Raw genomic sequence first — 22,698 nt, 5'->3', positions numbered from 1 at the left:
ATGACGATTTTATCTTCTGCTATTAATCCTAAAGACCCGCAGTTTCTCACTAACGACGAGTCGATGCGCTCATTGGTTCAAGATCTTCATGAGCGCGCTGCTACTATTCGTGGTGGCGGTGGTCCAAAATACGTGGAGCGCCACCAAAGTCGAGGCAAGTTATTTGTTCGTGACCGTATTGAACATTTGCTCGATGAGGGCTCGCCGTTTTTGGAAATCGGCCAGTTCGCTGCCCACGGCGTGTATGAGCAAGACATTCCCTGCGCCGGTGTGGTTGCCGGGATTGGTCGAGTGCAAGGCGTGGAGTGCATGATTGTCGGTAACGATGCCACCGTTAAAGGCGGCACCTACTTTCCGCTGACGGTGAAAAAACACCTGCGCGCTCAAGAAATTGCCGAGCGTTGCCACCTACCTTGTATTTATCTGGTCGACTCCGGCGGCGCTAACCTACCAGAGCAAGACGAAGTGTTTCCCGATAAACTGCACTTTGGCCGTATCTTCTACAATCAGGCGCGCATGTCGGCAAAAGGGATCCCGCAAATCGCCGTGGTCATGGGGCTGTGTACCGCCGGTGGTGCCTATGTTCCCGCCATGGCTGATGAAAGTATTATTGTCAAAGAGCAAGGCACTATTTTCCTTGCCGGCCCACCTTTGGTTAAAGCGGCTACTGGGGAAGAAGTGAGCGCCGAAGACTTAGGCGGTGCCGATGTGCATTGTAAAACCTCCGGTGTAGCTGACCATTATGCTGACAATGACGAGCACGCCCTGTCGATTGCGCGCCAATGTATTGCCCGCACCAATCATGTACGCCCAGTCGCGCCGGTATTAAAAGAGATTAAGGCACCACGCTACGATATCCACGAGCTCTACGGCATTGTCGGCACCGACTTGAAAAAGAGCTTTGATGTGCGCGAGGTGATTGCGCGCGTCGTCGATGATTCTTCTTTTGATGAATTTAAGCGCTACTTTGGCGAAACCCTAGTGACCGGCTTTGCCGAAATTTACGGCCACCCGGTGGGCATTGTTGCTAACAACGGCGTGTTGTTTAGCGAGTCGGCGCAAAAAGGCGCGCATTTTATTCAGCTGTGTGCCAAACGTAATATCCCACTGGTGTTTTTGCAGAATATCACCGGCTTTATGGTCGGGCAGAAATATGAGGCCGAGGGCATCGCCAAGCACGGCGCGAAAATGGTGACCGCCGTAAGCTGTGCCGAGGTGCCTAAGTTTACCATTCTTATTGGTGGCTCGTATGGCGCCGGTAACTATGGCATGTGTGGCCGCGCCTATGAGCCGACCATGATGTGGATGTGGCCCAACGCCCGTATTTCGGTGATGGGCGGTGAGCAGGCCGCAGGGGTATTAGCACAAGTGAAGCAAGATGGCCTAGCGCGCAAAGGCGAGTCCATGAGCGATGAACAGCTAGATGAATTTAAAAAGCCCATCATTGAGCAGTATGAGCGCCAAGGGCACCCCTACTACGCCAGTGCAAGGCTTTGGGACGACGGCATCATAGACCCCGCCGACACCCGCTCGGTACTCGGTTTGGCACTTGAGGCCACCACCAACGCGCCAGCGAAAGAATCCGAGTTTGGCATATTTAGGATGTAAGGAGGCGCTATGTCTGTCACATTAACAATAACTAAAAGTCGCATCGCCATCTTAACCTTGGCCCGTGTTGAAAAACACAACGCCTTTGACGATGTGCTTATCAACGAAATGATCCGCTGTATCGAGCATGCCAGTACCTTAGATGTACGCGCTTTGGTACTCAAAAGTAAAGGCAAGCACTTCTCCGCTGGGGCCGATTTAAACTGGATGAAATCCATGAAGGACAATAGCTTCGAGGATAACGTAGCTGACTCCATGGAGCTCGCACGCTTGATGCAGGTGCTGTATGAGTGTCCCCTGCCCACGGTGTGTTTAGTGCAAGGAGCCGCTTTTGGCGGCGCGCTGGGGCTCATTGCCTGTTGCGACATTGCCCTCGCCGATAAAAGTGCCAAGTTCTGCCTGTCAGAGGTCAAACTGGGGCTTATTCCTGCCGTGATCAGTCCTTATGTGATCAACGCCATGGGCGAGCGCAATGCGCGACGTTATTTTCTCACCGCAGAGGTATTTAACGCCGAGCAAGCACAAACGCTCGGGCTGATCCACGAGCTCAGTGACGATCTGGACGCCAGCGCCGAGCAACTGCTCAGTAAATTAGCCGATAATGGCCCGCAAGCAGTCAAAGCAGCGAAGCGCCTAATTGCCGAGGTGGCTCATCAGCCCATCGATGATTCTTTACGCCAACTGACCGCCGAGCGTATCGCCGCTATCCGCGTCAGCGACGAGGGCCAAACTGGGCTTACGGCGTTTTTTGAAAAGCAAGCTCCAGCCTGGCAACAACAAGGATAAGCTATGTTAAAACGAATTTTAATCGCCAATCGCGGTGAAATCGCCTGCCGCATTATCCGCAGTGCTAAGGCCATGGGGCTGCACACCATCGCCGTTTATTCCGACGCTGATGCCAATGCACAACACGTTAAATTAGCCGATAGTGCCTTTCATATTGGTCCGGCGCCAAGCAAATCATCCTATTTAGATATTGAGACCTTGTTTCGCGTTGCCAAGCAGGCGGCGGCCGACTGCATTCATCCCGGTTACGGCTTCCTATCTGAAAACGAAGCCTTTGCCGAGCGCTGCGAGCGCGAAGGCCTGACGTTTATTGGCCCCAGTGCCAAAAGCATCGAAGCCATGGGCTCTAAAACCCGCGCCAAAGAAATTATGGCAGCGGCTAATGTGCCACTGGTTCCCGGTTATTATGGCGACCAACAAGACACCGAGTTTTTACGCCAAGAGGCGGATAAAATCGGTTACCCCGTACTTATTAAGGCGGCCTATGGCGGCGGCGGTAAAGGCATGCGCGTAGTGCGCGACAAGGCCGACTTCGTCGAGCACCTTGAGGGCGCAAAACGCGAGGCAGCCAGTAGTTTTGGCAATGATCTGGTGCTCATTGAACGCTATGTGGACACCCCACGTCACGTTGAAGTGCAAGTGTTTGCCGATAAGTCGGGAAATTGCATCTACCTTGGCGATCGCGACTGCTCTTTGCAGCGCCGTCACCAAAAAGTGATTGAAGAGGCCCCCGCCCCCGGACTCAGTGATGCCTTACGCACCGCTATGGGCGAAGCCGCTGTGCGCTGTGCGCAGGCCATTGATTATGTCGGCGCCGGTACGGTGGAGTTTTTACTCTGTGGTGAAGAGTTCTTCTTCATGGAGATGAACACCCGACTACAGGTTGAGCACCCGGTAACGGAGATGGTCACCGGGGTTGATTTAGTGAAATGGCAAATTGCCATTGCTTCAGGACAGCCTTTGCCATTAACGCAAGAGCAGGTACGCATTAGCGGGCACAGCTTTGAAGCACGCATTTACGCCGAAGACCCGGCGCAGCAATTTATGCCCAGTAGCGGCACCCTTACCCATGTGCAATTTCCACCAGCCAGCGCACAGATACGTATTGATACCGGGGTGACCAGTGGCGATGAAATAAGTCCGTTTTACGACCCCATGGTAGCCAAACTTATTGTTACCGGCGATAACCGCGAGCAGGCCTTAGCGCTTTTGGCTGATGCCCTAAAACAAACTCATATTGCCGGGGTAAAAGCGAATATTGGCTTTTTATTGGCGCTGACTCAAGCCGAGCCGTTGCAACAAGGCACCATGGATACCCACTTTATCGACAGTCACAGCGACGCATTGACCGTTGAGCCCCAAGCCGATGCTCATACATTGGCGATGGCCGCTTGGGTGTATTTCTGCCAATTAAATACTCAGCAATCGAGCGCCTCACCGTGGCAACGTTTAGCGGGCTTTAAGCTCAACTCAGTCAATGAAGTTGCCGTGCCGCTTATAGGTCACGATGTGGTCATGCATGTGGCCACCACCGGGATGTCGGTGGATATTGATGGTCAGCGCTATAACATTAATGGCGAACGCCATGGCAACCACTATGTGGTGGTGGTCGATGGCCAGCGCTTTAGCGCCGATGCCACCGTTGATAGCGAGCATTTGTGTGTCATGCGTGACGCCCAACAATTCCAGTTTGAGCTGGCATCGAAGCACTACATCGGCGCTGAGCAAAGTGCCAACGACGCCCTTGCCGCGCCAATGAATGGCACAGTGGTCAAACACCTGCAAGCGCTTGGCGCTGAGGTCTCTCAAGGCGATGCCATCGTAGTCATGGAAGCCATGAAAATGGAATATACGCTTAATGCCCCTCATGATGGCGTGTTAAGCAGTTATTGCTATGGCGAGGGGGAGCTCGTTAGTCATGGCGCGTTACTTGCCGTGGTCGAGGAGCACAGCTAATGGCCATGCCTAATCAAGTGCGCATCGTCGAAGTTGGGGCCCGCGATGGCCTGCAAAACGAAACCAGTGTGCCCTTGGCTGCCAAGGTCGCGCTGATAAATGGTTTGTGCGACGCTGGGCTTAAACATATTGAGGGCGGCGCCTTTGTTTCACCGAAGTGGGTGCCACAAATGGCCGACTCCAGCGCGGTATTTGCCGCTATTGAGCGCCCCGATGAAGTATTATTCAGCGCCCTGACTCCCAACCTAAAAGGAGCTGAGCTTGCACTGCAAGCCGGGGTGGGCGAATTTGCGATTTTTACTGCGGCCAGTGAAGCCTTTACCAACAAAAACATTAATTGCAGCATTGATGAGAGCATAGAGCGCTTTCGCCCAGTGGTGGCATTGGCTCAGGCTAACGGCATCAAGGTGCGCGGCTATGTAAGCTGTGTGCTGGGGTGCCCATATCAAGGCGAAGTCAGCGCCCAAAAGGTGCTCGAGGTCAGCCAGCAGCTGCTCGATTTAGGCTGTTACGAAGTCAGCCTTGGCGACACCATTGGTGTGGGCACAGCCAACCAAGTAGAAAGCCTGCTGAGCGTGCTATTGCAAGATATTAGCGCTGACAAGCTGGCGGTACACTTTCATGATACTTACGGCCAAGCCATCAGTAACATCTACACGGCGCTCAAAATGGGGATTGCCACCATTGACAGTGCCGTGGCGGGACTCGGTGGTTGCCCCTACGCCAAAGGCGCGTCAGGAAATGTTGCCACCGAAGATGTGGTTTATCTATTACAAAAGCTTGGCATCAACCCAGGTATTGATTTACAAAGATTGGCACAGACAGGCGCAGCAATATGCCGCGCCCTTGATAAACAACCACAAAGCAAGGTCGCAAACGCCGTTCTTGCCCACTGTGACCAATAACAACAACGAAGGAGTGCGTAGACATGTCCGGTTTTGACAAAGTAGTCACCAGTTACGCCGATGCAATGGCGGGAATTAAAGACGGTGACACCGTGATCGCAGGCGGCTTTGGCCTGTGCGGGATCCCAGAAGGCCTCATTAGTGAAATTAAACGCCTAGGGGTGAAAGACCTCACCGTGGTTTCTAATAACTGTGGCGTGGATGACTTCGGCCTTGGTGTACTGCTCGAAGATAAACAAATTAAAAAAATCATGGCGTCTTACGTCGGTGAAAACGCCTTGTTTGAAAAGCAAATGCTGGACGGCGAATTAGAAGTCGAGCTCACCCCACAAGGCACCTTGGCTGAGAAAATGCGCGCCGGCGGTGCCGGTATTCCAGCCTTTTACACCGCCACTGGCTACGGCACACCGGTCGCCGAAGGCAAAGAAGTGAAAGAATTTAATGGTCGCCCCTATATTCTCGAAGAATCAGTCACCGGTGAGTTTGCCATTGTTAAAGCATGGAAAGCCGACCGCTACGGCAACTTGGTATTTCGCCATACGGCCATGAACTTCAACCCCATGGCCGCAACGGCGGGTAAAATTACCGTTGCTGAGGTGGAAGAGATTGTCGAGCCGGGCGAGTTGGAGCCCAGCCAAATCCATACCCCAGGGATTTACGTTAATCGCGTTATCAAAGGCGATTTTGAAAAACGTATTGAACGTGTTACCACACGCACTGCCTAAGGAGTACTGAGCATGTCATTAAACCGCGAACAAATCGCCCAACGTGTGGCGCAAGAGCTCGAAGACGGATATTACGTTAACCTAGGTATTGGTATTCCCACGCTGGTGGCCAACTATGTACCGCACGGCATTGAGGTCATGTTGCAATCAGAAAACGGGTTATTGGGTATGGGTCCCTACCCCAGCGAAGATGAGCTCGATGCTGATATGATCAATGCGGGTAAAGAAACCGTTACAGCAGCCACAGGTGCAGCCATATTTAATAGCGCCGATAGCTTTGCCATGATCCGTGGTGGTCATGTAGACTTGACGGTACTCGGTGCATTTGAAGTGGATCAGCAAGGCAACATCGCCTCGTGGATGATCCCCAAGAAATTAATCAAAGGCATGGGCGGCGCCATGGATCTCGTGGCGGGGGCGAAAAACATTATCGTCACCATGACCCATGCAAGTAAGCACGGTGATTCGAAGTTGCTAGAGCAATGTACACTGCCGCTAACCGGCGTGAATTGCGTTAAAAAGATAGTGACTGACCTCGCAGTGCTAGAAGTCAAAGACGGCGCGTTCCATTTGCTAGAGCGTGCACCCGGTGTTAGTGTTGATGAAATAATCAGCAAAACCGCAGGGAAACTCATCGTTGAAGGCGATGTTCCCGAGATGCGCTTTGACTAACGGGACACCCCGTTAATGTACCATCCTCATTCCCAGTGCTAGTTGGCACTGTGTTACCCAAAACCCCTCATTTGAGGGGTTTTTTTTATACTTTAAATAACTAAACATATTTTCTTACATTTGTAACTCTCCAGTGCTCGCATCGATGATGCCGCTGGTTACAAAATCATGCTAAGTTACTACTGGACTCATAAATAGAATAACAAGGACTACCATGAATAAGATGTCTTTAAGCGCGATTAGTGTCGCCGTGATGTTATCCCTCAGCGGCTGCGCAAGCACTGCGTCGCAAACGAATACCTCCGCAACCCAACAGGCGGAACAAACTGCAGCGCCAGCGCTGCCATTCGTTAATATCGATTATCAAACGTTCACCCTGGACAATGGTCTAACCGTGGTGGTGCACACCGACCGTAAAGCGCCAATTGTGGCGGTGAACGTGTGGTATGACGTAGGCGCTAAGAACGAACAGGTGGGTAAAACCGGTTTTGCGCACTTATTTGAGCATTTAATGTTTAATGGCACCGAAAACTACGACGACGAGTATTTCGGACCATTCGAGCGCGCGGGTGCCACCGAGCAAAATGGTACCACTAACTCAGATAGAACCAATTATTTCCAAAACGTGCCGACCCCTGCCCTCGATATGGCATTATGGATGGAGTCTGACCGTATGGGCCACTTGCTTGGCGCCATCACTCAAGACAAGCTCGATGAGCAACGCGGCGTAGTACAAAATGAAAAACGCCAAGGTGAAGCTCAGCCTTATGGCACCATGTGGAATAACGTGTGGAAATACACTTTCCCACAAGGCCACCCTTATTCATGGTCAGTCATCGGCTCGATGGAAGACTTAAATGCGGCATCGTTAGACGATGTGCATCAGTGGTTTAAAGACTATTACGGCCCCAATAACGCAGTGTTAGTGCTAGCCGGTGATATTGATGTTGAGACTGCGAAGAAAAAGGCCAACAAATACTTTGGCGATATTAAACCGGGTAAACCGGTAGCCAAACTGGAAAAGTGGATAGCCAAGCGTGATGAGCAATCGCGCATGGTGATCAAAGACCGGGTACCTGCTTCGCGTATAGTGAAGGTGTGGAACACCGCAGAAAAAGGCACCACCGATGGCGAGTATTTAAACCTGCTAAGTGACGTGTTAGCCGGTGGTAAGAATTCGCGTTTGTATCAACGCTTGGTGTACGATGAGCAATTAGCATCTAACGTATTTAGCTTTAACTACCTGCGCACCTTAGCGGGTCAGCTGATCATTGGTGTTGATGCCCTTGATAAATCGAATATTGAAAAAATCGAAGCCATCATCGATGAAGAAATTGCTAACATCATTGATCAAGGCCCCACTACTGATGAACTTAACCGTATTAAATTCTCTAACGCCGCTGAGTGGGTAAAACAAGTAGAAGGCGTGGGCGGCTTTGGCGGTAAATCTGATGTACTTGCCTCCGGTGCCGTGTATCACAACGACCCAGGCTACTATAAACGCGCGTTTGAAATTACCAGCAATGCCACAACCAGCGATGTACAAGGCGCCGCCGAGCGCTGGCTAAGCAGTGGCGACTTTGTGTTGACCGTGCACCCATTTGCCGAGCTTAGCGCCAACGAACAAGGCGTTGATCGTTCCACTGGAGTACCGGGTGCAGGTGACGTCCCGAGTCTTGACTTGCCCGAGGTGAATACCTTTACCCTAAGTAATGGCCTTGAAGTGGTGTTATCTCAGCGCAGCGACACACCGGTGATTAATATGCGCTTAGATATATCTGCCGGTACCGCCAGTGACGATAATAACAAGCCAGGCGTGGCCAATTTCACCGCCAATATGCTTGATGAAGGCGCCGGTGAGTTATCGGCCTTGGCCCTTGCTGAAGAGCTCGAAAAACTTGGCGCATCGATCGACACCAGTGCAAGCCTTGATAAGACCTCGCTGTCGATGTCGGCCATGGCTATTAACTGGCAACAAAGCTTAGCGCTGTTTTCTGAGGTACTGCAAAACCCCAGCTTTAATGACAGCGACATTGAGCGCGTGCGCACACTCATCTTGCAGCAAATCAAGCAAGAAAAGGCACGGCCTATGAGCAATGCCCTACGTGTATTACCGCCCCTGCTCTACGGTGCCAGCCACCCTTACGGTAAACCGCTCACCGGTACTGGTAACGAGGAATCAGTAGCGGCAATTAGCCGTGATGATATGCTCGCCTACACCGAGAAATGGATGCGCCCTGATCTTGCGCGCTTAGTGGTTGTTGGCGATATTGACCAAGCGCAATTGAAGCAGAGCCTTGAACAAGCCTTAGCAAGCTGGCAGGCACCACAGCAAGCGGCGCCTAGTTTAGATATTCCGACGGTGGACAACGCCGAGCAAGCGCGGGTCTTTGTACTTGATAAGCCAGACTCGCCGCAATCATTGATTATTTCTGGATTGCTAGGGCCCGATGCCAACGACACTGACGCCCAGCAAGAAGTGACCTTGGATATGATGAACACCATCATCGGCGGCAGTTTCACCTCACGTATGAATATGAATTTACGTGAAGATAAGGGGTGGTCTTACGGTGCTCGGACTATTTTAATGGATACCGACGCGCAAAGTACGTTCTTTGTGTTTGCCCCAGTGCAAACCGATAAGACCAAAGAGTCAATGCAGGAAATTCTTAAAGAGCTTAACGGCTATATTGGCGAGCAACCAGCTACCCAAGAAGAGCTGGACAAAGTGGTTGCCAATAAAATCGCGAAACTGCCAGGTCGCTATGAGAAGAAACGTTCTCTGCTTAATGCCTTGGCTGATGCCTACGACAATGGCCGCGACGTAAGCTATTTAGAAAAGTACCCGCAGCTAGTGCAACAGCCAGATACGCAGGCTATCGCTAAGCAGGCACAGTCACTTATTAAGCCCAAACAGCTTACATGGGTGATTGTTGGCGATGTTGCTAAAATCAAAGAGCAAATCGAAAGCTTGAACCTAGGTGAAGTCACTTACTTAGACTAAAGCTAAGGTAATATACTAAGCCCCAACTTGTTTGGGGCTTTTTAGTGTGCGAATGCACTCGCAAAATCCCGTCTCAGCCTTTATCATTGGCGCTATTGTCAATCTCAGTAGTTAAATAGTATGTCTCTTCCTCCTTGCCCAAAATGTGATTCACAATACGTGTATCAAGACCAAAACCAATTGATTTGCCCTGAATGCGCCTATGAATGGGACCCCAATCAAATCGAAGAAGAAGAAGCGATCACAGCCAAAGACGCCAACGGCACGGAATTAAATGAAGGCGACAAGGTGACCCTTGCCAAAGACTTGAAAGTAAAAGGCAGCTCAATGGTAATGAAAATCGGCACCAAAGCCGTGATCCGCCGCATTCAAGACAGTAAAGACCATGAGCTCGACTGTAAGGTCGATGGCGTAGGTGAAATGATGGTCACCGCTAAGTTTGTGAAAAAAGCCTAACCGCGCTTTATACCCGCCTTGCTGCCTGCTGTGCTAAGCCACTAGCAGGTGGTAAGCTCACTCCCCCGCTTCGCCTTTAATACTGTGGCAGGAAATATCACAGTAGCCATATTTTAAATCAGGTTTCCATGGACAGAGAATATAAAAAGCGCATTGAGAGAGTAATCCAATACATTGAAACTCATTTAACGGAAAAAATTTCCCTTGCTGATGTGGCAAAGGTTAGCCATTTCTCGGCGTATCACTTTCATCGTATTTTTACCGGGGTTATCGGTGAAACCGTCAACGATTACATCGCTCGGCGAAGACTTGAGCGAGCTGCGAATTTATTAATCTTTAAAGACCAGTTAACAGTCACCGAAATAGCCTTAGCCTGTGGTTTTTCATCAAGTGCCAACTTCGCAAAAGCCGTTAAGCTTCACTTTGGCTTCACGCCATCACAAATACGAAACCCAGAGAAAATTAAAAATAGCAAGATTGGAAAAATCTTTAGCAAATATGGAAAAGATTTCCATCCTCGCGATTTATATCCTGCACACATCACAAATGAAGTGATGATTAAAACTAAATCAAAGGATATAAATATGAATGTTGAGATCAAAGACCTTGATACCCAGCGCGTATGTACTTTAGTCTCACAGCGAGGCTATGAGCCTGAGTCTATATATAACGCATGGGATAAAATAATTGAATGGGCAACGAATAATGGCATAAAAGCGGACGAACAACAGCGCTTTGCCTTCGCGTTTGATAACCCAACAGTCACTCCCGAGGATAAGTGCCGCTACAGCGCCTCTATAGTGGTTGGCGAAAACGTGAGCATAAAGCCGCCATTTTCGCCATCTGAAATTCCAAAAGGTAAGTATGCCGTCGTCTATTTTAAGGGCAGTCCAGAGGAAACGATTCAGGCCCAGCTAGGTATTTATTCTGACTGGCTGCCTAATAGCGGATTTGAACCCGACAACTTTCCAATGTTGGAGCGTTATCTGAATGATGTAAGAGTTGATGGCTACGTAGAAATGGAAATCTACGTTAAATTGAAAGACCTGTAGGAAAACAAAGTAGCTGCCGGCAGGAAGTTGCAAAGCTCAACAAGCTAAGCAATGTCTCTGCTGGCAGCTCCGCTAATTAAAAATGATGAAATATTATTTGAAGTCTAGCTCTCTATCGATAAGGACAGATTCCCGGGAAGCTTCAATTTAATTAAAAAAATTATCGCTGAAAAACAAGGTGGTGATTACCAATGCCCCAAGTGTAAGAAGCTGGTCAACCCTATGCTGCTGACCGCTTAGAAAGTATTCTGGATTATGAAACCGGTAAATATGTAACCATTAGCTGCCTGGATTGTGGTTTCACTGAGTTATATAAACGCAATAGTTCGGTAAGTGCTCCGCTAGTGGACTTTTTCACCACCTAGCCTTAAAGGCTTTAAGAGCGAAAAATAGTCGGTCAGGCAAACTCGTTTCTGGACAAAAATGAGTTTGGACGAATATGTGCTTCGTGCTGAAAACCAAATGATACTTGCTCTTTGAGTGCCTTGTTATAAGACATTTACTTATGATTATTCGAATCGAATTTAATAGTTACATCAAAGCAGCGTTTTTCATGCTTTGATGAATTAAATTTCCATTTTTTTAACGCTCGAAGTGATTGCCTATCAAAAATTCGCCTTGGCTGAGAACGAGTAATTTGCTGTTCTATGATCTTGCCTTCACTATTCACTGTTACCCTAAAGTCAACGTAACCAATACCTAAGAATCTTTCGGAGTGTATCGGCCACCGAGGACTTACAGTTTCAATTAACGCGAATTTTTCGCCTATGCACGAATCTATCTCATACATTTCGGTATTCACAAATGACACTAAGGTTGATGCTAAAACTAGTTCGATCATCATGGCTTATAATACCCGCCACAGCCGGGAGCGCAGCGAGTAGGTTGCTTGCATTTGTTATGCATTTTTCCCTAGCAACTGTGAGACCGTAACAAATTTGTAGCCCTTTGCTCTCAGCCCCTTAATTATTGGCCCTATAGCGTCTCGCGACTCTTTGTTTTTAGACCCCAAAACGTGTAAAAGAATAATTGAACCTGGAGTAGAAGAGTTAACAACATACTCTGCGATAGACGCAGAACTTCCTGCAATTTTAGGATAGGTTTCAGGCTCAACGTTCCATGTGATTGTTTTTATTCCTTCCGAATTCAAATAATAGGGCAAAACAAAAAGCTTTTTACCATACGGAGGCCTAAAGTATATTTCACCCTCGAATCCAATCTGGCGAATTAAGGCTGTAGTGGAGTCGACTTCATCCCTCACCTCGTCAAGCCCCATTAACGTCATATTTTTATGGTTGTACGAATGATTGCCTATCTGATGACCTGCGTTAACCAGATCTATAGCCGATTGCTTGTTTTGTTGAATTCCCGACCCATTGAGGAAGAACGTCCCCTTCACGTCATGGTCTTCGAGGATATTCAACACTTGAGTGGTATATTTCGCCCCCCAAGGACCATCATCAAAGGTTAAGGCGATAACCTTTTCATTCGTTTCGGCCTTTGCGACTACCTCTCCAAAAACCTGAAAAGTCCTTGATTTACTTATATTCCAAGCTCCCAGGATCATTACTACAGAGATAATCAATATCGTCAGGTATACTCTTTTCAAAGGGTTCCATCCTTATTTTAATAATGCTTGATAAAAAGAAAAAATAGCAGGCTAAAATAAGCGACCAAGGGGCCCAAGCCTGTTGTTTTACACCCACAGTTTAACTAACTTGTTATGCGGAAAATACACCAATCATAACCAAAGCGACTAGTAAAAAAGCCATAATAAAGTATTTACCGAGCCCCTGAACCAATTTCATTTCTTGTTGGTAAGCTACCCTTGCTTTGTTTACTTCACTTTCGTTCTTGCCAAAACAATATGGGCAATCTTCAAAGTCCTCTGAAACAGGTAAATTACATTTAATACATTGTCTGGGTGCTCTAGTGCGAAGACTCGGCACTCCGAGCAGAAAGCTAACTTCGTTCGCTTCAGTCACCCCCGAATAGCCAACATCTTTACTTAACCTTCGCCTAGATGTATTTAATTGAGCTTCCTTATATTCTTTATTCAGCTTAATTTTTTCGGCATCACTCAGCAATAGCTCTTGTGGTAACTCAAAACTACAAAATTCACAATGCGATAATCTTCGATTGAAAATAGTCTTATCGCAATTTGGGCATTTATACTTCATATTTAATATATTATTGCAATGTAACGCCCACCTAACACGCAATGTGTTGGCATGGCTTTTTGAAACCATGACAACTAATCATTGTCGGAGTTAAGGCGCTTGTTATATTGCATTGCAAACGTTTCATAATCATTTGATTTTAAGTTGGTAATATTATTTAGTATCAAGCGTTGAGAGCCATATGTAACTGTGAAATTTACAGCAACACCAGAGGTGGTATCTACAACGATATCAGAGCGCTTGAAACTTGTCCGTTCAAAATTACTGATTTTAGAAAGTACCAACGCTACTTCTTTACCATTAATAATAAATGTAATTGATGCCTCTGCGACAGGCTCATTATTAGCGTTTGTGGAAGGGTAAACTAATACATTCCAGCTCGGATCATTGCCAGAGGTTAACCTGTGAATACCAAATTCACTCGCTTGCTCAGGGGTAATTGTTTTTTCGGCAATATATACCATATCCGTATTGGCAAATGAGCACCAATGTAGAAAACAAAATAATAGAGCCAGATGTTTAATCATACTTCCCTGCAATTGGTCTTCCCCATCAAAAGTAGACAGGTTATTACGCAAACCGTTGCTCATACTCCAGCGGGCTGAGATAGCCTAACGCTGAGTGACGCCGTTTACGGTTATAAAATATTTCTATGTATTCAAACATACAGGATTTAACGTGTTGTATCGAATGAAATTTCTCGGCATAAACCAGCTCAACTTTGAGGCGACTGAAAAACGATTCCATCACCGCATTATCCCAGCAATTACTCTTTCGGCTCTTGCTGATCATCGCACCCGATGAACGCACTAAATCCTGATAGGCCACCGCACGGTACTGCACGCCTCTATCTGAGTGAAGCATCAAACCTGGTTTAACCTCCCTGCGGGCCAGTGCCATGTTGAAGGTATCTGAAATCAGTTTGACCGTCATCGACGTGTCTAATGCCCAACCGACAATCGCCCTTGAGAACAGGTCCATCACAGCGGCCAGGTAAAGCCACTGGCCGCGAACACGGATATAGGTGATATCTGATACCCATTTCCTGTTGGCACGCTCTGTGACGAACTGCTGGGCAAGCACAAATGCCAAGTGCGTTAGCAAAAAAATATCCCTCTGCAAACAAGTCGTTGGCTTGGCAGTATCTATTTCCATTCTATAAATTAAGCGGTGACCCAAAAACGGGAGAAATTCGTCCACATCATTTTCATCCAACTTGTGTCAGGAAGGCGGTGAAGGCTGCTTTAAAACAGTCGGGGATCACAAAGTTATTTACACCACATACGTTCAGCATTCGTTCGCGACTCATCTTTTGCAATCAGGAGCCGACAGTCGCACAATCCAAAGTCAATTGGGTCATTCAGACGTTAAAACCACTCAGATTTATACTGATGTTTTACAGCAAGGCGCAAACGGTGTTGTTAGTCCTTTTGAGCAAAATCTTCTAGCTTGTTTTGGGGCTAAAACGGGTTACGAAGGTTCGTTTTAGGCACGATCGAGAAAAAGCAACTGAACTTAGATTGGATAGGTTTCAAACGTATCAAGGTCGTCCGTTTAGTTTTTAAAATCCTCAATTTTTAATGTTTGGACTATTAACTTCCAGTCTATTCAGAAAATGGGCAGGCCGCGCATCGAATAACTTAAACGGTCAAATTAATCACGTTAAATTAAGCTAGTCGCTGGTTCATCAGCGACTAGCTATCTTGTTAGATTAGAATCGGTAAGTAACTGATGCACCGACTGTTTGCGGGTTCACAACGGCCGCATAACCTTGTGGGTAACGGCCACTTGCCGGCTCTTGTGAAGTATATGCCTCTTCATCTAGGGCGTTATTGATGAAGGCACTGATCAACCAATGCTCGGTGTCGTAGGTCATCGATAAACGAGTAATAGTGTAATCACCTGCAATGCGCTCTTCTGTGTTTGTTAAGTCACCATAATACTCACCCACATAGTTGGCGCTTAAATTTACTTTTAGGCTATCGGTAAACCAGTGTGAAAGACCTAAACTCGCCGTTAGTTCGGGTGCAGAGTTTAAATCACTGCCAACGGCATCTGGAAAGGCTGATGATTCATCAATATTAGTTTTTAATAAACCAAAACCACCATGTAGCTGCCACTGCTCTCCAAGCATACTGTAAGCATCGACCTCTAAACCGTAGCTATGAGCATCTTCTACATTCGTGATTCTGCGCGCTGAACTTAATGCTTGATACCCGTTAAAATTGTTGTAAAACACATTAGCGCTAATATTGATGTCGCCATTATCTATTACGCTGCGTGAACCTATTTCATAGGTATTAACCGTTTCTTCGTCGTAGTAGTAGTAATCTTCAGCGGTAAAATCGAGCGCACCGCCCCCTGCGTTATAGCCACGGCGAGCACTGGCAAATAAAGTCGTTTCTTCGCTAACATCATATTGAATCGCTAACTTTGGTAAACGCACTGTGTGTGAATTATCAAGCTGTTCAACGAGCTGATCGCCACGAAACGCCATATTGAAATTACGTAATTGTTCTTCACGCTCAATACGAAGGCCCGCTGTTAGCGTTAATTCGCGGCTTAAGTTAAAGCTTGTTTCGCCATAGACTGCGGTCGATTTACTGCTATCGTCACCGTAGTAGTTTGTTGCCCCCACACTTTCAAATTCTTGGTCGCGATCAAAGTAAGCAAGGCCGATAAAACCCGAGTAAAAGCGGTTGCTTAGCCCAAAGTTGAGCTTGGTATCGACGGTGATATTGCTCTCGTCCATTGATACGTCAGATTCGGCGCTTTCAACTGGCTCGTATGCGTCAAAGCTCCATTGATAATCCATGTAAGCAACTAATACGTCTAACGAAAAATCATCATTAATACTGTAATCGACATTTACTTGCGTAGTATCAGAGTCTGTATCCACAATACGTTGATATAGGGGCTTATAATCAAATGGTTCGTCCGCAACAAAGTATTTACGACCGGAGTTCCCCTCTTCACTGTAAGTTGAGTAAGTCAGCTGTACGGCAAGGTCTTTGCTTGGCGTGTAAAGTAATTTAGCGCGCGTACTGCTGGTATTTAACTTGTTTAATTCACGATCAGTTGGGTTTGTTTCGTATACCGGCGGGTTTGAAAATGTTTCGCCATCGACATACTGAGTTGATAAGCGAAATGCCAACACATCCTCTACTAATGCTCCCGATACCACTGCGGCAGTATCAAGGTAGCTATCTTGATTGCGATAACCTACGCGCACTGCCCCTTCAAAATCCTGAGTTGGCGCTTTCGTTGTCATGTACACCGCACCTGCGATGCTATTGCGACCATTGCTAGTTGATTGCGGCCCCCGGTAAACCTCAATTTGCTCTACATCCCAAAGGCCGGTATCACCCGTTAAGTCAGCAACAAAGGGTTGGCTTACACCATCTATTAACGTTGAAACACGGGCTTTTGAACCTCCGCTAAATGAGTTAAAACCGGTTGCCCCACCATTACCAGACACCCCTCGCATATCAGGCACCGAACCCGTTAACACCACCACGTTTGCCATTTCTGAGAGCGCTTCGGATATAGACGCAAGCTGGCCGTTTTCTAGTAGCGCCTTATCAACAACCGCCACCGACGACATGGTTTCTTTAAGTGACTTTTCCGTTTTTTCACCGGTAACAACAATAGTGTCCATTGATTCTCGACTGCTTTGCTCGTCGTCAGCCCAAGCCGAGCCTTGAGCAACAAGTAACGATGCAAAAATAACCTTGGTTATTGTGTTGAGTTTTAATGCAGTAGCCAATGTCCTTTCCCCATAAGAGATTATTAGAGTTAAACAAATCGAGCTTGATAAAAAGCGCGAGGAAATTAACACAGGCTTAATGATATTGCAATTGAGTTTAGTTATCATTTACAATGAGATGTAACATAAATTCTAACTCTCATTTTATGCTCATTTTCACCGTTACTTTACTCATCGTTTTCGCTGTCAGCACTTTTTACTGCACCAGAAAACAACAGCGATTTTTAAAACAACCGATAAAAAAACATTGGCGATTACTATCGTTTGCATTAATAGCGTGTGCACTAACACTTGCCTTTGTGCAGCTATCAGCCACAGCAGCTGTGTTCTACATAATCTTTAGCGTGATGCTTATGCTAATGCTGATCCCTTTTATTAGCCTGCTGCAAACAAAGGGTAATTCATGAAAAACTCATCAAAGCGCCAACCAACGTGGTTAGGTAAAACGCTAGCCGGTGCCTTTTTAGGGTTGGCACTGTCATTTATATTCATTGCTTTTTTTGCTTGGTATGGCCCTGGAGGCATTGAAGCTCGAGATAAAGTGCAATTTAACATGTGGATGATCACCCCTATTTGGCTAACCATTTTTAGTTTTAGCTATTTGTTCAACTCTGCAAAGCAAGCTTGGCTTGTCCTTGGCAGCTTAACTGTGCTGCTTTATGGCGTATTTTTCATGCTAAGGAACGCACTATGAAAGTAAGATCGGATATTTTACGCACCTATCAAGGTGTACATACATGGACGGGCATTATTGCTGGCTTAGTGCTGTTTATTGGTTTTTATGCTGGCAGCCTGACCATGTTTAAACACGAAATACAACGGTGGGCTGCACCGGTTACCGCGCCTAAAGTAACCAGTTCTGATTATGACTACCAAAAACTGGTAGATACGGTATTAAGTGTGCGTGGTGAACAACTTGCTAAAGGCTTTAACCTAGACTTACATACCCAAGACGCGCCTCTTTCTTGGTATATCAAAGGCAGTGCCCGTGGCATGGAGCTTGATAAACAGCTCAACTACGCCCACCTCAATGCTGATGGCACATTAAACGTTAGCGCGCAAACTGAAAACGAACTTGGCGATTTAATTGATTACTTACATCGCACAGCAGGCTTTATTGGTGAAATTGGCCATGACCAATCAGGGGTTTATATTCTAGGTATTGCCAGTGTGTTGTATTTTTTAGCTTTGGTCTCTGGGGTCATTATTTTACTGCCGACACTAGTTAAAACCTTTTTTGCACTGCGTAAAGAAAAAGGGCCAAGCCGGTTTTGGCTCGACAGCCATAACCTTGTGGGGATTGCCAGTTTACCGTTTCATTTAGTCATAGCCTTCACTGTGGTGGTGTTTGCATTTCATGACTTTATTTATGGTGGCTTAGCGCAATTTTATGATGATAAACCGCTGTTTCAGCGCCCTACTCCCGCTGCGCAAAGTTTTCACATTGACAACTTACCTAGTATTGATGAGCAAGTGCTTGCAGCTAAAAGCTATGCGCCTGGCTATGAGCCTATCCACATTCGCTACAGTAATTTAAATTCAGCCTCGCCCTCTGCGGTGTTTATGATGAGTAACAACAATGCGGTTGTGCGCGGCCCAGATACTGACTATTTGTTTATGAACCCGTATACCTTAGAGGTCGTTAACTCAAGCTACCCACAAGGCGAAGATGCAGTGTGGGGTAACATGGTGGCCAGTATATTTTCACTCCACTTTGGCACCTATGGTGGAGAATGGGGGCGCTGGGGTTACTTTATAATGGGCTTACTTGGGGCATTTTTGTTCTATTCAGGCAATTTATTATGGATAGATAAGCGCTTCAAAAAAGCTCCCAACAAACGCAGTACGTTGTTTATGGCAAAACTCACTATTGGTGTTTGTTTAGGGTCGATGATTGCCGTTGCTTTCACGTTAGTTGCAGCTAAATGGCTACCTACATTTGTTGCTAACGCAAACTACGCCAGTCTATACAGTTACTACGCCGCCTTTTTTGCTTTTGTGATATATAGCTTCATAAAACCTGTACAAAAGGCAACGACGGTTGGCCTTTATTTACTCGCGAGTTTGTGTGCATTAATGGTGTTATCAACGCTGGTGAAACTTGCACTAAGTGACGGGAATGCGCTCTTCTACTCAAGCTATATGGTTGATATCGTCGCCGCTATGTTTGCTGTTATTTTCTTTAAAATGTCGAAACATCAGCAGCAAAAGCAGGCCACACAAAGCATCATGCCAGCCTTTGAACAGGTTAGCCAAACTTAAGCACTCCTAGTATGGGTATCAGAGCGATTTGATACCCATCCTTTTACCTTATCCACGATTCACTCCCGTTTAATGAAAGCATTTCTTGCCCTATAAAAAAGAAGCAATGGTGTCAGGTCGTGCAACGTGCTTGTTCTCAACGTTCGCTTGTAGCACGTCAACGAAGTTCAAAATAAAACCGTGGAGTAAATATAAACCAACTAAAACGCCATGTATCAAAAGCGCGAAGATAATTAACTATTCGCGGTACTACACTCGCGTGTAATGCTTAAGCGATGAGCCTTTTGAGCATTCTGGCAGTGCGCACTTCCCCAACCAGAGTTGGTGCGCATCATAGTTTTGCCAGTAGGAGGCATCTTGACCCAGCCGGAAAGGATACTGTAACCTTGATTTATCACTTCTAAGGAGATTGCGCCAACATGAACAACTAAACCTGTCATCCATTTCTTATTTTCTTTTTGGATTTACAGGGTTAGTAGGCGTAGCTCACATTCCGATATGTCTGTACAAGCGCATTGTGTATTTTTCCCATTGGCAGAAGCGTATAGTGGTGTTGTTCACCTCTCAAAGGTAGCTAGCTGCGACTGTTGCCCCTTTCATACAGGAGGCACTTTATGCCATTACTACAGGCTTACAATATAAGTTATCAATTGGGTAACGGCGATTTTCTCTTTCAGCAACTGTCATGTTCAATGTCTAACAAGCGTGTTGGCTTAGTCGGGCGTAACGGTGTTGGTAAATCAATACTCGCGTCAATTTTAAGTGGTGAACAACAACCATCAAGTGGGGCTGTTGCTTTGCCTCAATCAGTGGCGATGTATCATCAGCAGCCACCCCAGTCATTATCTTGCGAACTGACGATTGCTCAGTTCTTGGGTAAAGATCAGGTGCTTGAAGCGATAAAGCAGGTTGAGGCGGGTGCTTGTTCACAGCATTGGTTTGATATAATAAAGGAACAATGGGACTTGCCCTTAAAGCTCACTCAGCAATTAAAAGAGCAAGGCTTACCAGCAGATGCAGATTTTCCATGCGCTCAACTCAGTGGTGGGCAATTAGCCCGTTTAAAGCTTTGGCAGTTGTTTGCAAGCAATGTTGAATTACTTATACTTGATGAGCCATCCAATCACCTTGATGTGCAGGCTAAACACTGGTTAATTCAGTCTATGCGCGCCTTCAAAGGGGCAATTTTACTTGTCAGTCATGAGCGAAAGTTATTGCATGAAATGGACGAAATTTGGCAGCTTTCAGAGCTTGGGTTACAGGTATTTGGCGGCAATTATACTCTGTATGCCGAACAAAAAAGGGCCGAGTTACAAGCGCTTGAACGAAAACTGGCAAGCATTGATAAACAAAAAAAGCAGTTACAAGTACAAACGCAGAAAAACCGTGAAAAAGCAGAGCAAAGAGCGGCTCAAGGTACGCAGTTACGAAAGAATGGCAGTCAGCCGAAAGTATTGCTTGATGCTAAGAAAGACAAAGCAACGGCACAGGCAGCTAATCAAATTAAAAATGAGCAACTTCGTCGAGCGCATTTGCACAATACAGAGCGCTCACTCAAGGCACACAAAGAGTCACAGAAAAACCAAAAACTCTATTTAGCGCACACCCCAACTCGCTCACGTAAAGTCATCTCGATGCGTCAAGGCGTATTGCCGTTTGGTCGCACCGAGCCTATCTCATTTCAAGCATACGCTCATGATAAGATTTATCTGGCAGGTAAAAACGGCAGTGGTAAATCAACGCTCCTGAAAACGCTATTGGGTGACCTTTCTCTCCAGCAAGGCGAGCTGCAAATTAATACCCCTTTGCATTGCCTTGACCAACATTTTGGGGTTATTCGAGGGGATTTATCACTACTCGATAACCTTTTTACGCTTTGCCGTGGCCTTGAGGAGAGTGATGCCAGAACATTACTAGCAGGCGTTGGTTTTAGTCGTGATAATGTATTTCGTCTTGGTCATATGCTTAGTGGTGGAGAGAAGATGAAGTTAGCCATGCTTATTGTTAGTCACCAGCAAGCTAAACCTTTTTTACTGCTCGATGAGCCTGATAACCACCTCGACCTTGGGTCAAAACTTATGCTGGCTCAAGCGCTCAATCAATACCCTGGAGGCTTTATTCTCGTTAGCCATGATGAAGACTTTGTTCATGAATCAGGGGTTCAGATACAAATCGATATTTAACTTGTATAACTGCCATCTAGAAACGAACTATATCGTCCATGGTATTAAAACGAGCTATCTGCCATGGGCGGTATGCCCTCTTTCACCCCACGGAATTAACTATTTATACACCATATTCCTTGGATTTCTCCTATAGTCAGGAAAACGACCCGTTGGGTCGTTTTTGTCGTATCCACGGTTAGAGCAATATCGCCTAACTTCAATGCTGGTAAGTACTTCTTAAATTTGCTATTACTGGTCTAAGGACAAAAAACGAGAATGATTGCGGCAGAAAAACGACCCAATCGCTCGATATTAAATTGTTAAGTGTTTGCGTCGTGCTGGCTAGGTATTTTCAATGAACATACTGATAACTCCCCCTGAAAACCATTTCGATAGAGGGCTTGGAATTTCAGCTTGGCGATTTAGGGATGCAGCAAAATTGTTGTTAGAGTCGGAGGGTAACCGTGATCTTGTGTCGCCTATTGGCTACTTGCAGAGGCATGCCATTGAATTGTACTTAAAGTCGCTAATCTATATTTTACACAGAAAGTACAATATAGAATTTGGACAAGATTTTGATTTGGAGAACCCAGCCATTTCCATAAATGGAAAATGGAGGCCGTTCTCTAACACGCATAACCTATCCGATCTATACAAATATTTCCGGAAAGTATTTGATTCGCACGTTGGTTTACTGCCGAAATCAACTGACTGGAGTATTTCTGATGATCTTGGAAAGCAAATTGATTTAGTCAGTGGGTACGACCCAAAAAGTACTTACTTCCGTTATCCAAAGGCAAGTAGCGACAGTCAAGATAAAAAGAAATCAACAGTTCAGCCAATGGATCTCGCATCTGCACTAGCTGAAGCAAGCCGGCCAGGTTCAAGTCCCGTAAAATGTGCGGTCATGCTGGATTCGGAAGATAATGTTGTCGGTACATATAATTTAGTTCCAGAGCCTATTGAAGACGTCCGAAAAGCACTGTCTGAAATAATGGAATATGTAAACAATATGCACTGTGCCTTTCTTGGAGAACTTACCAAGTGGTCATAATCACACTTAACAAATCAATCAACTTCGCGCCTTCGGCGCCGGACAGCCTACATTACGCTTCGCTTCATTACGGCTGCCGGTTATTGAGGCGTTATGGCTTTAAAGTA

19 protein-coding genes and 1 pseudogene are annotated in these 22,698 nt (G+C 46.4%); 14 read left to right on the top strand and 6 right to left on the bottom strand.

The features are described from left to right. The 9 genes from MHM89_RS02245 to MHM89_RS02205 all read left to right on the top strand — a co-directional run bounded on the left by MHM89_RS02245 (position 1) and on the right by MHM89_RS02205 (position 11,164). Complete coding sequence (locus MHM89_RS02245) at positions 1-1,608, top strand: carboxyl transferase domain-containing protein (protein ID WP_138508465.1); 1,608 nt, start codon at positions 1-3, stop codon at positions 1,606-1,608. A 9-nt stretch (positions 1,609-1,617) separates the two neighbouring features. Further along, a complete protein-coding gene (locus tag MHM89_RS02240; RefSeq protein WP_239407969.1) occupies positions 1,618-2,394 on the top strand; it encodes an enoyl-CoA hydratase-related protein in 777 nt (258 codons plus the stop codon). A 3-nt stretch (positions 2,395-2,397) separates the two neighbouring features. Further along, positions 2,398-4,350, top strand: a complete 1,953-nt coding sequence (locus tag MHM89_RS02235) for an acetyl/propionyl/methylcrotonyl-CoA carboxylase subunit alpha (RefSeq protein WP_239407968.1) — start codon at positions 2,398-2,400, stop codon at positions 4,348-4,350. Beyond that, a complete protein-coding gene (locus MHM89_RS02230) occupies positions 4,350-5,255 on the top strand; it encodes a hydroxymethylglutaryl-CoA lyase (protein WP_138547293.1) in 906 nt (301 codons plus the stop codon). The genes MHM89_RS02235 and MHM89_RS02230 overlap by 1 nt, the downstream gene beginning before the upstream one ends. A gap of 23 nt (positions 5,256-5,278) precedes the next feature. Beyond that, positions 5,279-5,980, top strand: a complete 702-nt coding sequence (locus MHM89_RS02225; protein ID WP_053911611.1) for a CoA transferase subunit A — start codon at positions 5,279-5,281, stop codon at positions 5,978-5,980. Between the two features lie 12 nt (positions 5,981-5,992). After that, complete coding sequence (locus tag MHM89_RS02220; RefSeq protein WP_045978812.1) at positions 5,993-6,652, top strand: CoA transferase subunit B; 660 nt, start codon at positions 5,993-5,995, stop codon at positions 6,650-6,652. A 214-nt stretch (positions 6,653-6,866) separates the two neighbouring features. Beyond that, the gene (locus tag MHM89_RS02215) at positions 6,867-9,656 is read left to right on the top strand and encodes a pitrilysin family protein (protein ID WP_239407967.1); all 2,790 of its coding nucleotides are present in this window, start codon (positions 6,867-6,869) and stop codon (positions 9,654-9,656) included. A 120-nt stretch (positions 9,657-9,776) separates the two neighbouring features. Next, positions 9,777-10,112 (top strand): zinc ribbon domain-containing protein YjdM, encoded by a 336-nt coding sequence (locus MHM89_RS02210; protein ID WP_045978814.1) that lies wholly within the window; start codon positions 9,777-9,779, stop codon positions 10,110-10,112. A gap of 128 nt (positions 10,113-10,240) precedes the next feature. Then, entirely contained in the window at positions 10,241-11,164 is a 924-nt protein-coding gene (locus tag MHM89_RS02205) for a GyrI-like domain-containing protein (protein WP_239407966.1), read from the top strand. A 499-nt stretch (positions 11,165-11,663) separates the two neighbouring features. Here the strand turns inward: MHM89_RS02205 and MHM89_RS02200 are convergent, their stop codons facing one another. The 5 genes from MHM89_RS02200 to MHM89_RS02180 all read right to left on the bottom strand — a co-directional run bounded on the left by MHM89_RS02200 (position 11,664) and on the right by MHM89_RS02180 (position 14,499). Then, a complete protein-coding gene (locus MHM89_RS02200) occupies positions 11,664-11,954 on the bottom strand; it encodes a TonB family protein (RefSeq protein WP_239408096.1) in 291 nt (96 codons plus the stop codon). 108 nt (positions 11,955-12,062) lie between these two features. Continuing rightward, the gene (locus tag MHM89_RS02195) at positions 12,063-12,773 is read right to left on the bottom strand and encodes a polysaccharide deacetylase family protein (protein WP_239407965.1); all 711 of its coding nucleotides are present in this window, start codon (positions 12,771-12,773) and stop codon (positions 12,063-12,065) included. Between the two features lie 112 nt (positions 12,774-12,885). Further along, positions 12,886-13,413: a hypothetical protein gene (locus MHM89_RS02190; protein WP_239407964.1), complete on the bottom strand. Its 528-nt coding sequence runs from the start codon at positions 13,411-13,413 to the stop codon at positions 12,886-12,888. Positions 13,414-13,418: 5 nt separating this feature from the next. After that, positions 13,419-13,922, bottom strand: coding sequence for a hypothetical protein (locus tag MHM89_RS02185; RefSeq protein WP_239407963.1), 504 nt, complete (start codon positions 13,920-13,922; stop codon positions 13,419-13,421). After that, positions 13,915-14,499, bottom strand: a complete 585-nt coding sequence (locus tag MHM89_RS02180; protein WP_239407962.1) for an IS3 family transposase — start codon at positions 14,497-14,499, stop codon at positions 13,915-13,917. The genes MHM89_RS02185 and MHM89_RS02180 overlap by 8 nt, the downstream gene beginning before the upstream one ends. Between MHM89_RS02180 and MHM89_RS02175 the strand changes: the two are divergent. Further along, positions 14,430-14,833 (top strand): annotated as a pseudogene (locus tag MHM89_RS02175) (tyrosine-type recombinase/integrase); the annotation flags it as partial. The gene MHM89_RS02180 and the pseudogene MHM89_RS02175 sit on opposite strands and share 70 nt — an antisense overlap. 222 nt (positions 14,834-15,055) lie before the next feature. Here the strand turns inward: MHM89_RS02175 and MHM89_RS02170 are convergent. After that, entirely contained in the window at positions 15,056-17,110 is a 2,055-nt protein-coding gene (locus MHM89_RS02170; protein ID WP_239407961.1) for a TonB-dependent receptor, read from the bottom strand. A 403-nt stretch (positions 17,111-17,513) separates the two neighbouring features. On the opposite strand from MHM89_RS02170, the gene MHM89_RS02165 reads away from it, so the two are divergent. The 4 genes from MHM89_RS02165 (at position 17,514) to MHM89_RS02150 (ending at position 22,591) form a co-directional block, all read left to right on the top strand. Continuing rightward, on the top strand, positions 17,514-17,804 hold the full coding sequence (locus MHM89_RS02165; protein ID WP_130147858.1) for a hypothetical protein: 291 nt from the start codon (positions 17,514-17,516) through the stop codon (positions 17,802-17,804). Further along, a complete protein-coding gene (locus MHM89_RS02160) occupies positions 17,801-19,372 on the top strand; it encodes a PepSY-associated TM helix domain-containing protein (protein ID WP_239407960.1) in 1,572 nt (523 codons plus the stop codon). The genes MHM89_RS02165 and MHM89_RS02160 overlap by 4 nt, the downstream gene beginning before the upstream one ends. 614 nt (positions 19,373-19,986) lie before the next feature. After that, positions 19,987-21,555, top strand: a complete 1,569-nt coding sequence (locus MHM89_RS02155) for an ATP-binding cassette domain-containing protein (protein WP_239407959.1) — start codon at positions 19,987-19,989, stop codon at positions 21,553-21,555. Between the two features lie 337 nt (positions 21,556-21,892). Next, positions 21,893-22,591: a hypothetical protein gene (locus tag MHM89_RS02150; protein ID WP_239407958.1), complete on the top strand. Its 699-nt coding sequence runs from the start codon at positions 21,893-21,895 to the stop codon at positions 22,589-22,591. The last annotated feature ends 107 nt before the right edge of the window (positions 22,592-22,698 follow it).

Source organism: Pseudoalteromonas sp. CNC9-20, assembly GCF_022347875.1.
Taxonomy (GTDB): domain Bacteria; phylum Pseudomonadota; class Gammaproteobacteria; order Enterobacterales; family Alteromonadaceae; genus Pseudoalteromonas; species Pseudoalteromonas ruthenica.
This window is presented reverse-complemented; position numbering and strand designations above follow the sequence as displayed.

Coding starts and splice junctions, on each gene's coding strand:
- MHM89_RS02210 (WP_045978814.1), top strand. CDS start 9,777: ATGTCTCTTCCTCCTTGCCCAAAATGTGATTCACAATACGTGTATCAA.
- MHM89_RS02155 (WP_239407959.1), top strand. CDS start 19,987: ATGCCATTACTACAGGCTTACAATATAAGTTATCAATTGGGTAACGGC.
- MHM89_RS02235 (WP_239407968.1), top strand. CDS start 2,398: ATGTTAAAACGAATTTTAATCGCCAATCGCGGTGAAATCGCCTGCCGC.
- MHM89_RS02220 (WP_045978812.1), top strand. CDS start 5,993: ATGTCATTAAACCGCGAACAAATCGCCCAACGTGTGGCGCAAGAGCTC.
- MHM89_RS02225 (WP_053911611.1), top strand. CDS start 5,279: ATGTCCGGTTTTGACAAAGTAGTCACCAGTTACGCCGATGCAATGGCG.
- MHM89_RS02160 (WP_239407960.1), top strand. CDS start 17,801: ATGAAAGTAAGATCGGATATTTTACGCACCTATCAAGGTGTACATACA.
- MHM89_RS02150 (WP_239407958.1), top strand. CDS start 21,893: ATGAACATACTGATAACTCCCCCTGAAAACCATTTCGATAGAGGGCTT.
- MHM89_RS02205 (WP_239407966.1), top strand. CDS start 10,241: ATGGACAGAGAATATAAAAAGCGCATTGAGAGAGTAATCCAATACATT.
- MHM89_RS02200 (WP_239408096.1), bottom strand. CDS start 11,954: ATGTATGAGATAGATTCGTGCATAGGCGAAAAATTCGCGTTAATTGAA.
- MHM89_RS02240 (WP_239407969.1), top strand. CDS start 1,618: ATGTCTGTCACATTAACAATAACTAAAAGTCGCATCGCCATCTTAACC.
- MHM89_RS02215 (WP_239407967.1), top strand. CDS start 6,867: ATGAATAAGATGTCTTTAAGCGCGATTAGTGTCGCCGTGATGTTATCC.
- MHM89_RS02245 (WP_138508465.1), top strand. CDS start 1: ATGACGATTTTATCTTCTGCTATTAATCCTAAAGACCCGCAGTTTCTC.
- MHM89_RS02190 (WP_239407964.1), bottom strand. CDS start 13,413: ATGGTTTCAAAAAGCCATGCCAACACATTGCGTGTTAGGTGGGCGTTA.
- MHM89_RS02230 (WP_138547293.1), top strand. CDS start 4,350: ATGGCCATGCCTAATCAAGTGCGCATCGTCGAAGTTGGGGCCCGCGAT.
- MHM89_RS02165 (WP_130147858.1), top strand. CDS start 17,514: ATGAAAAACTCATCAAAGCGCCAACCAACGTGGTTAGGTAAAACGCTA.
- MHM89_RS02180 (WP_239407962.1), bottom strand. CDS start 14,499: ATGGAAATAGATACTGCCAAGCCAACGACTTGTTTGCAGAGGGATATT.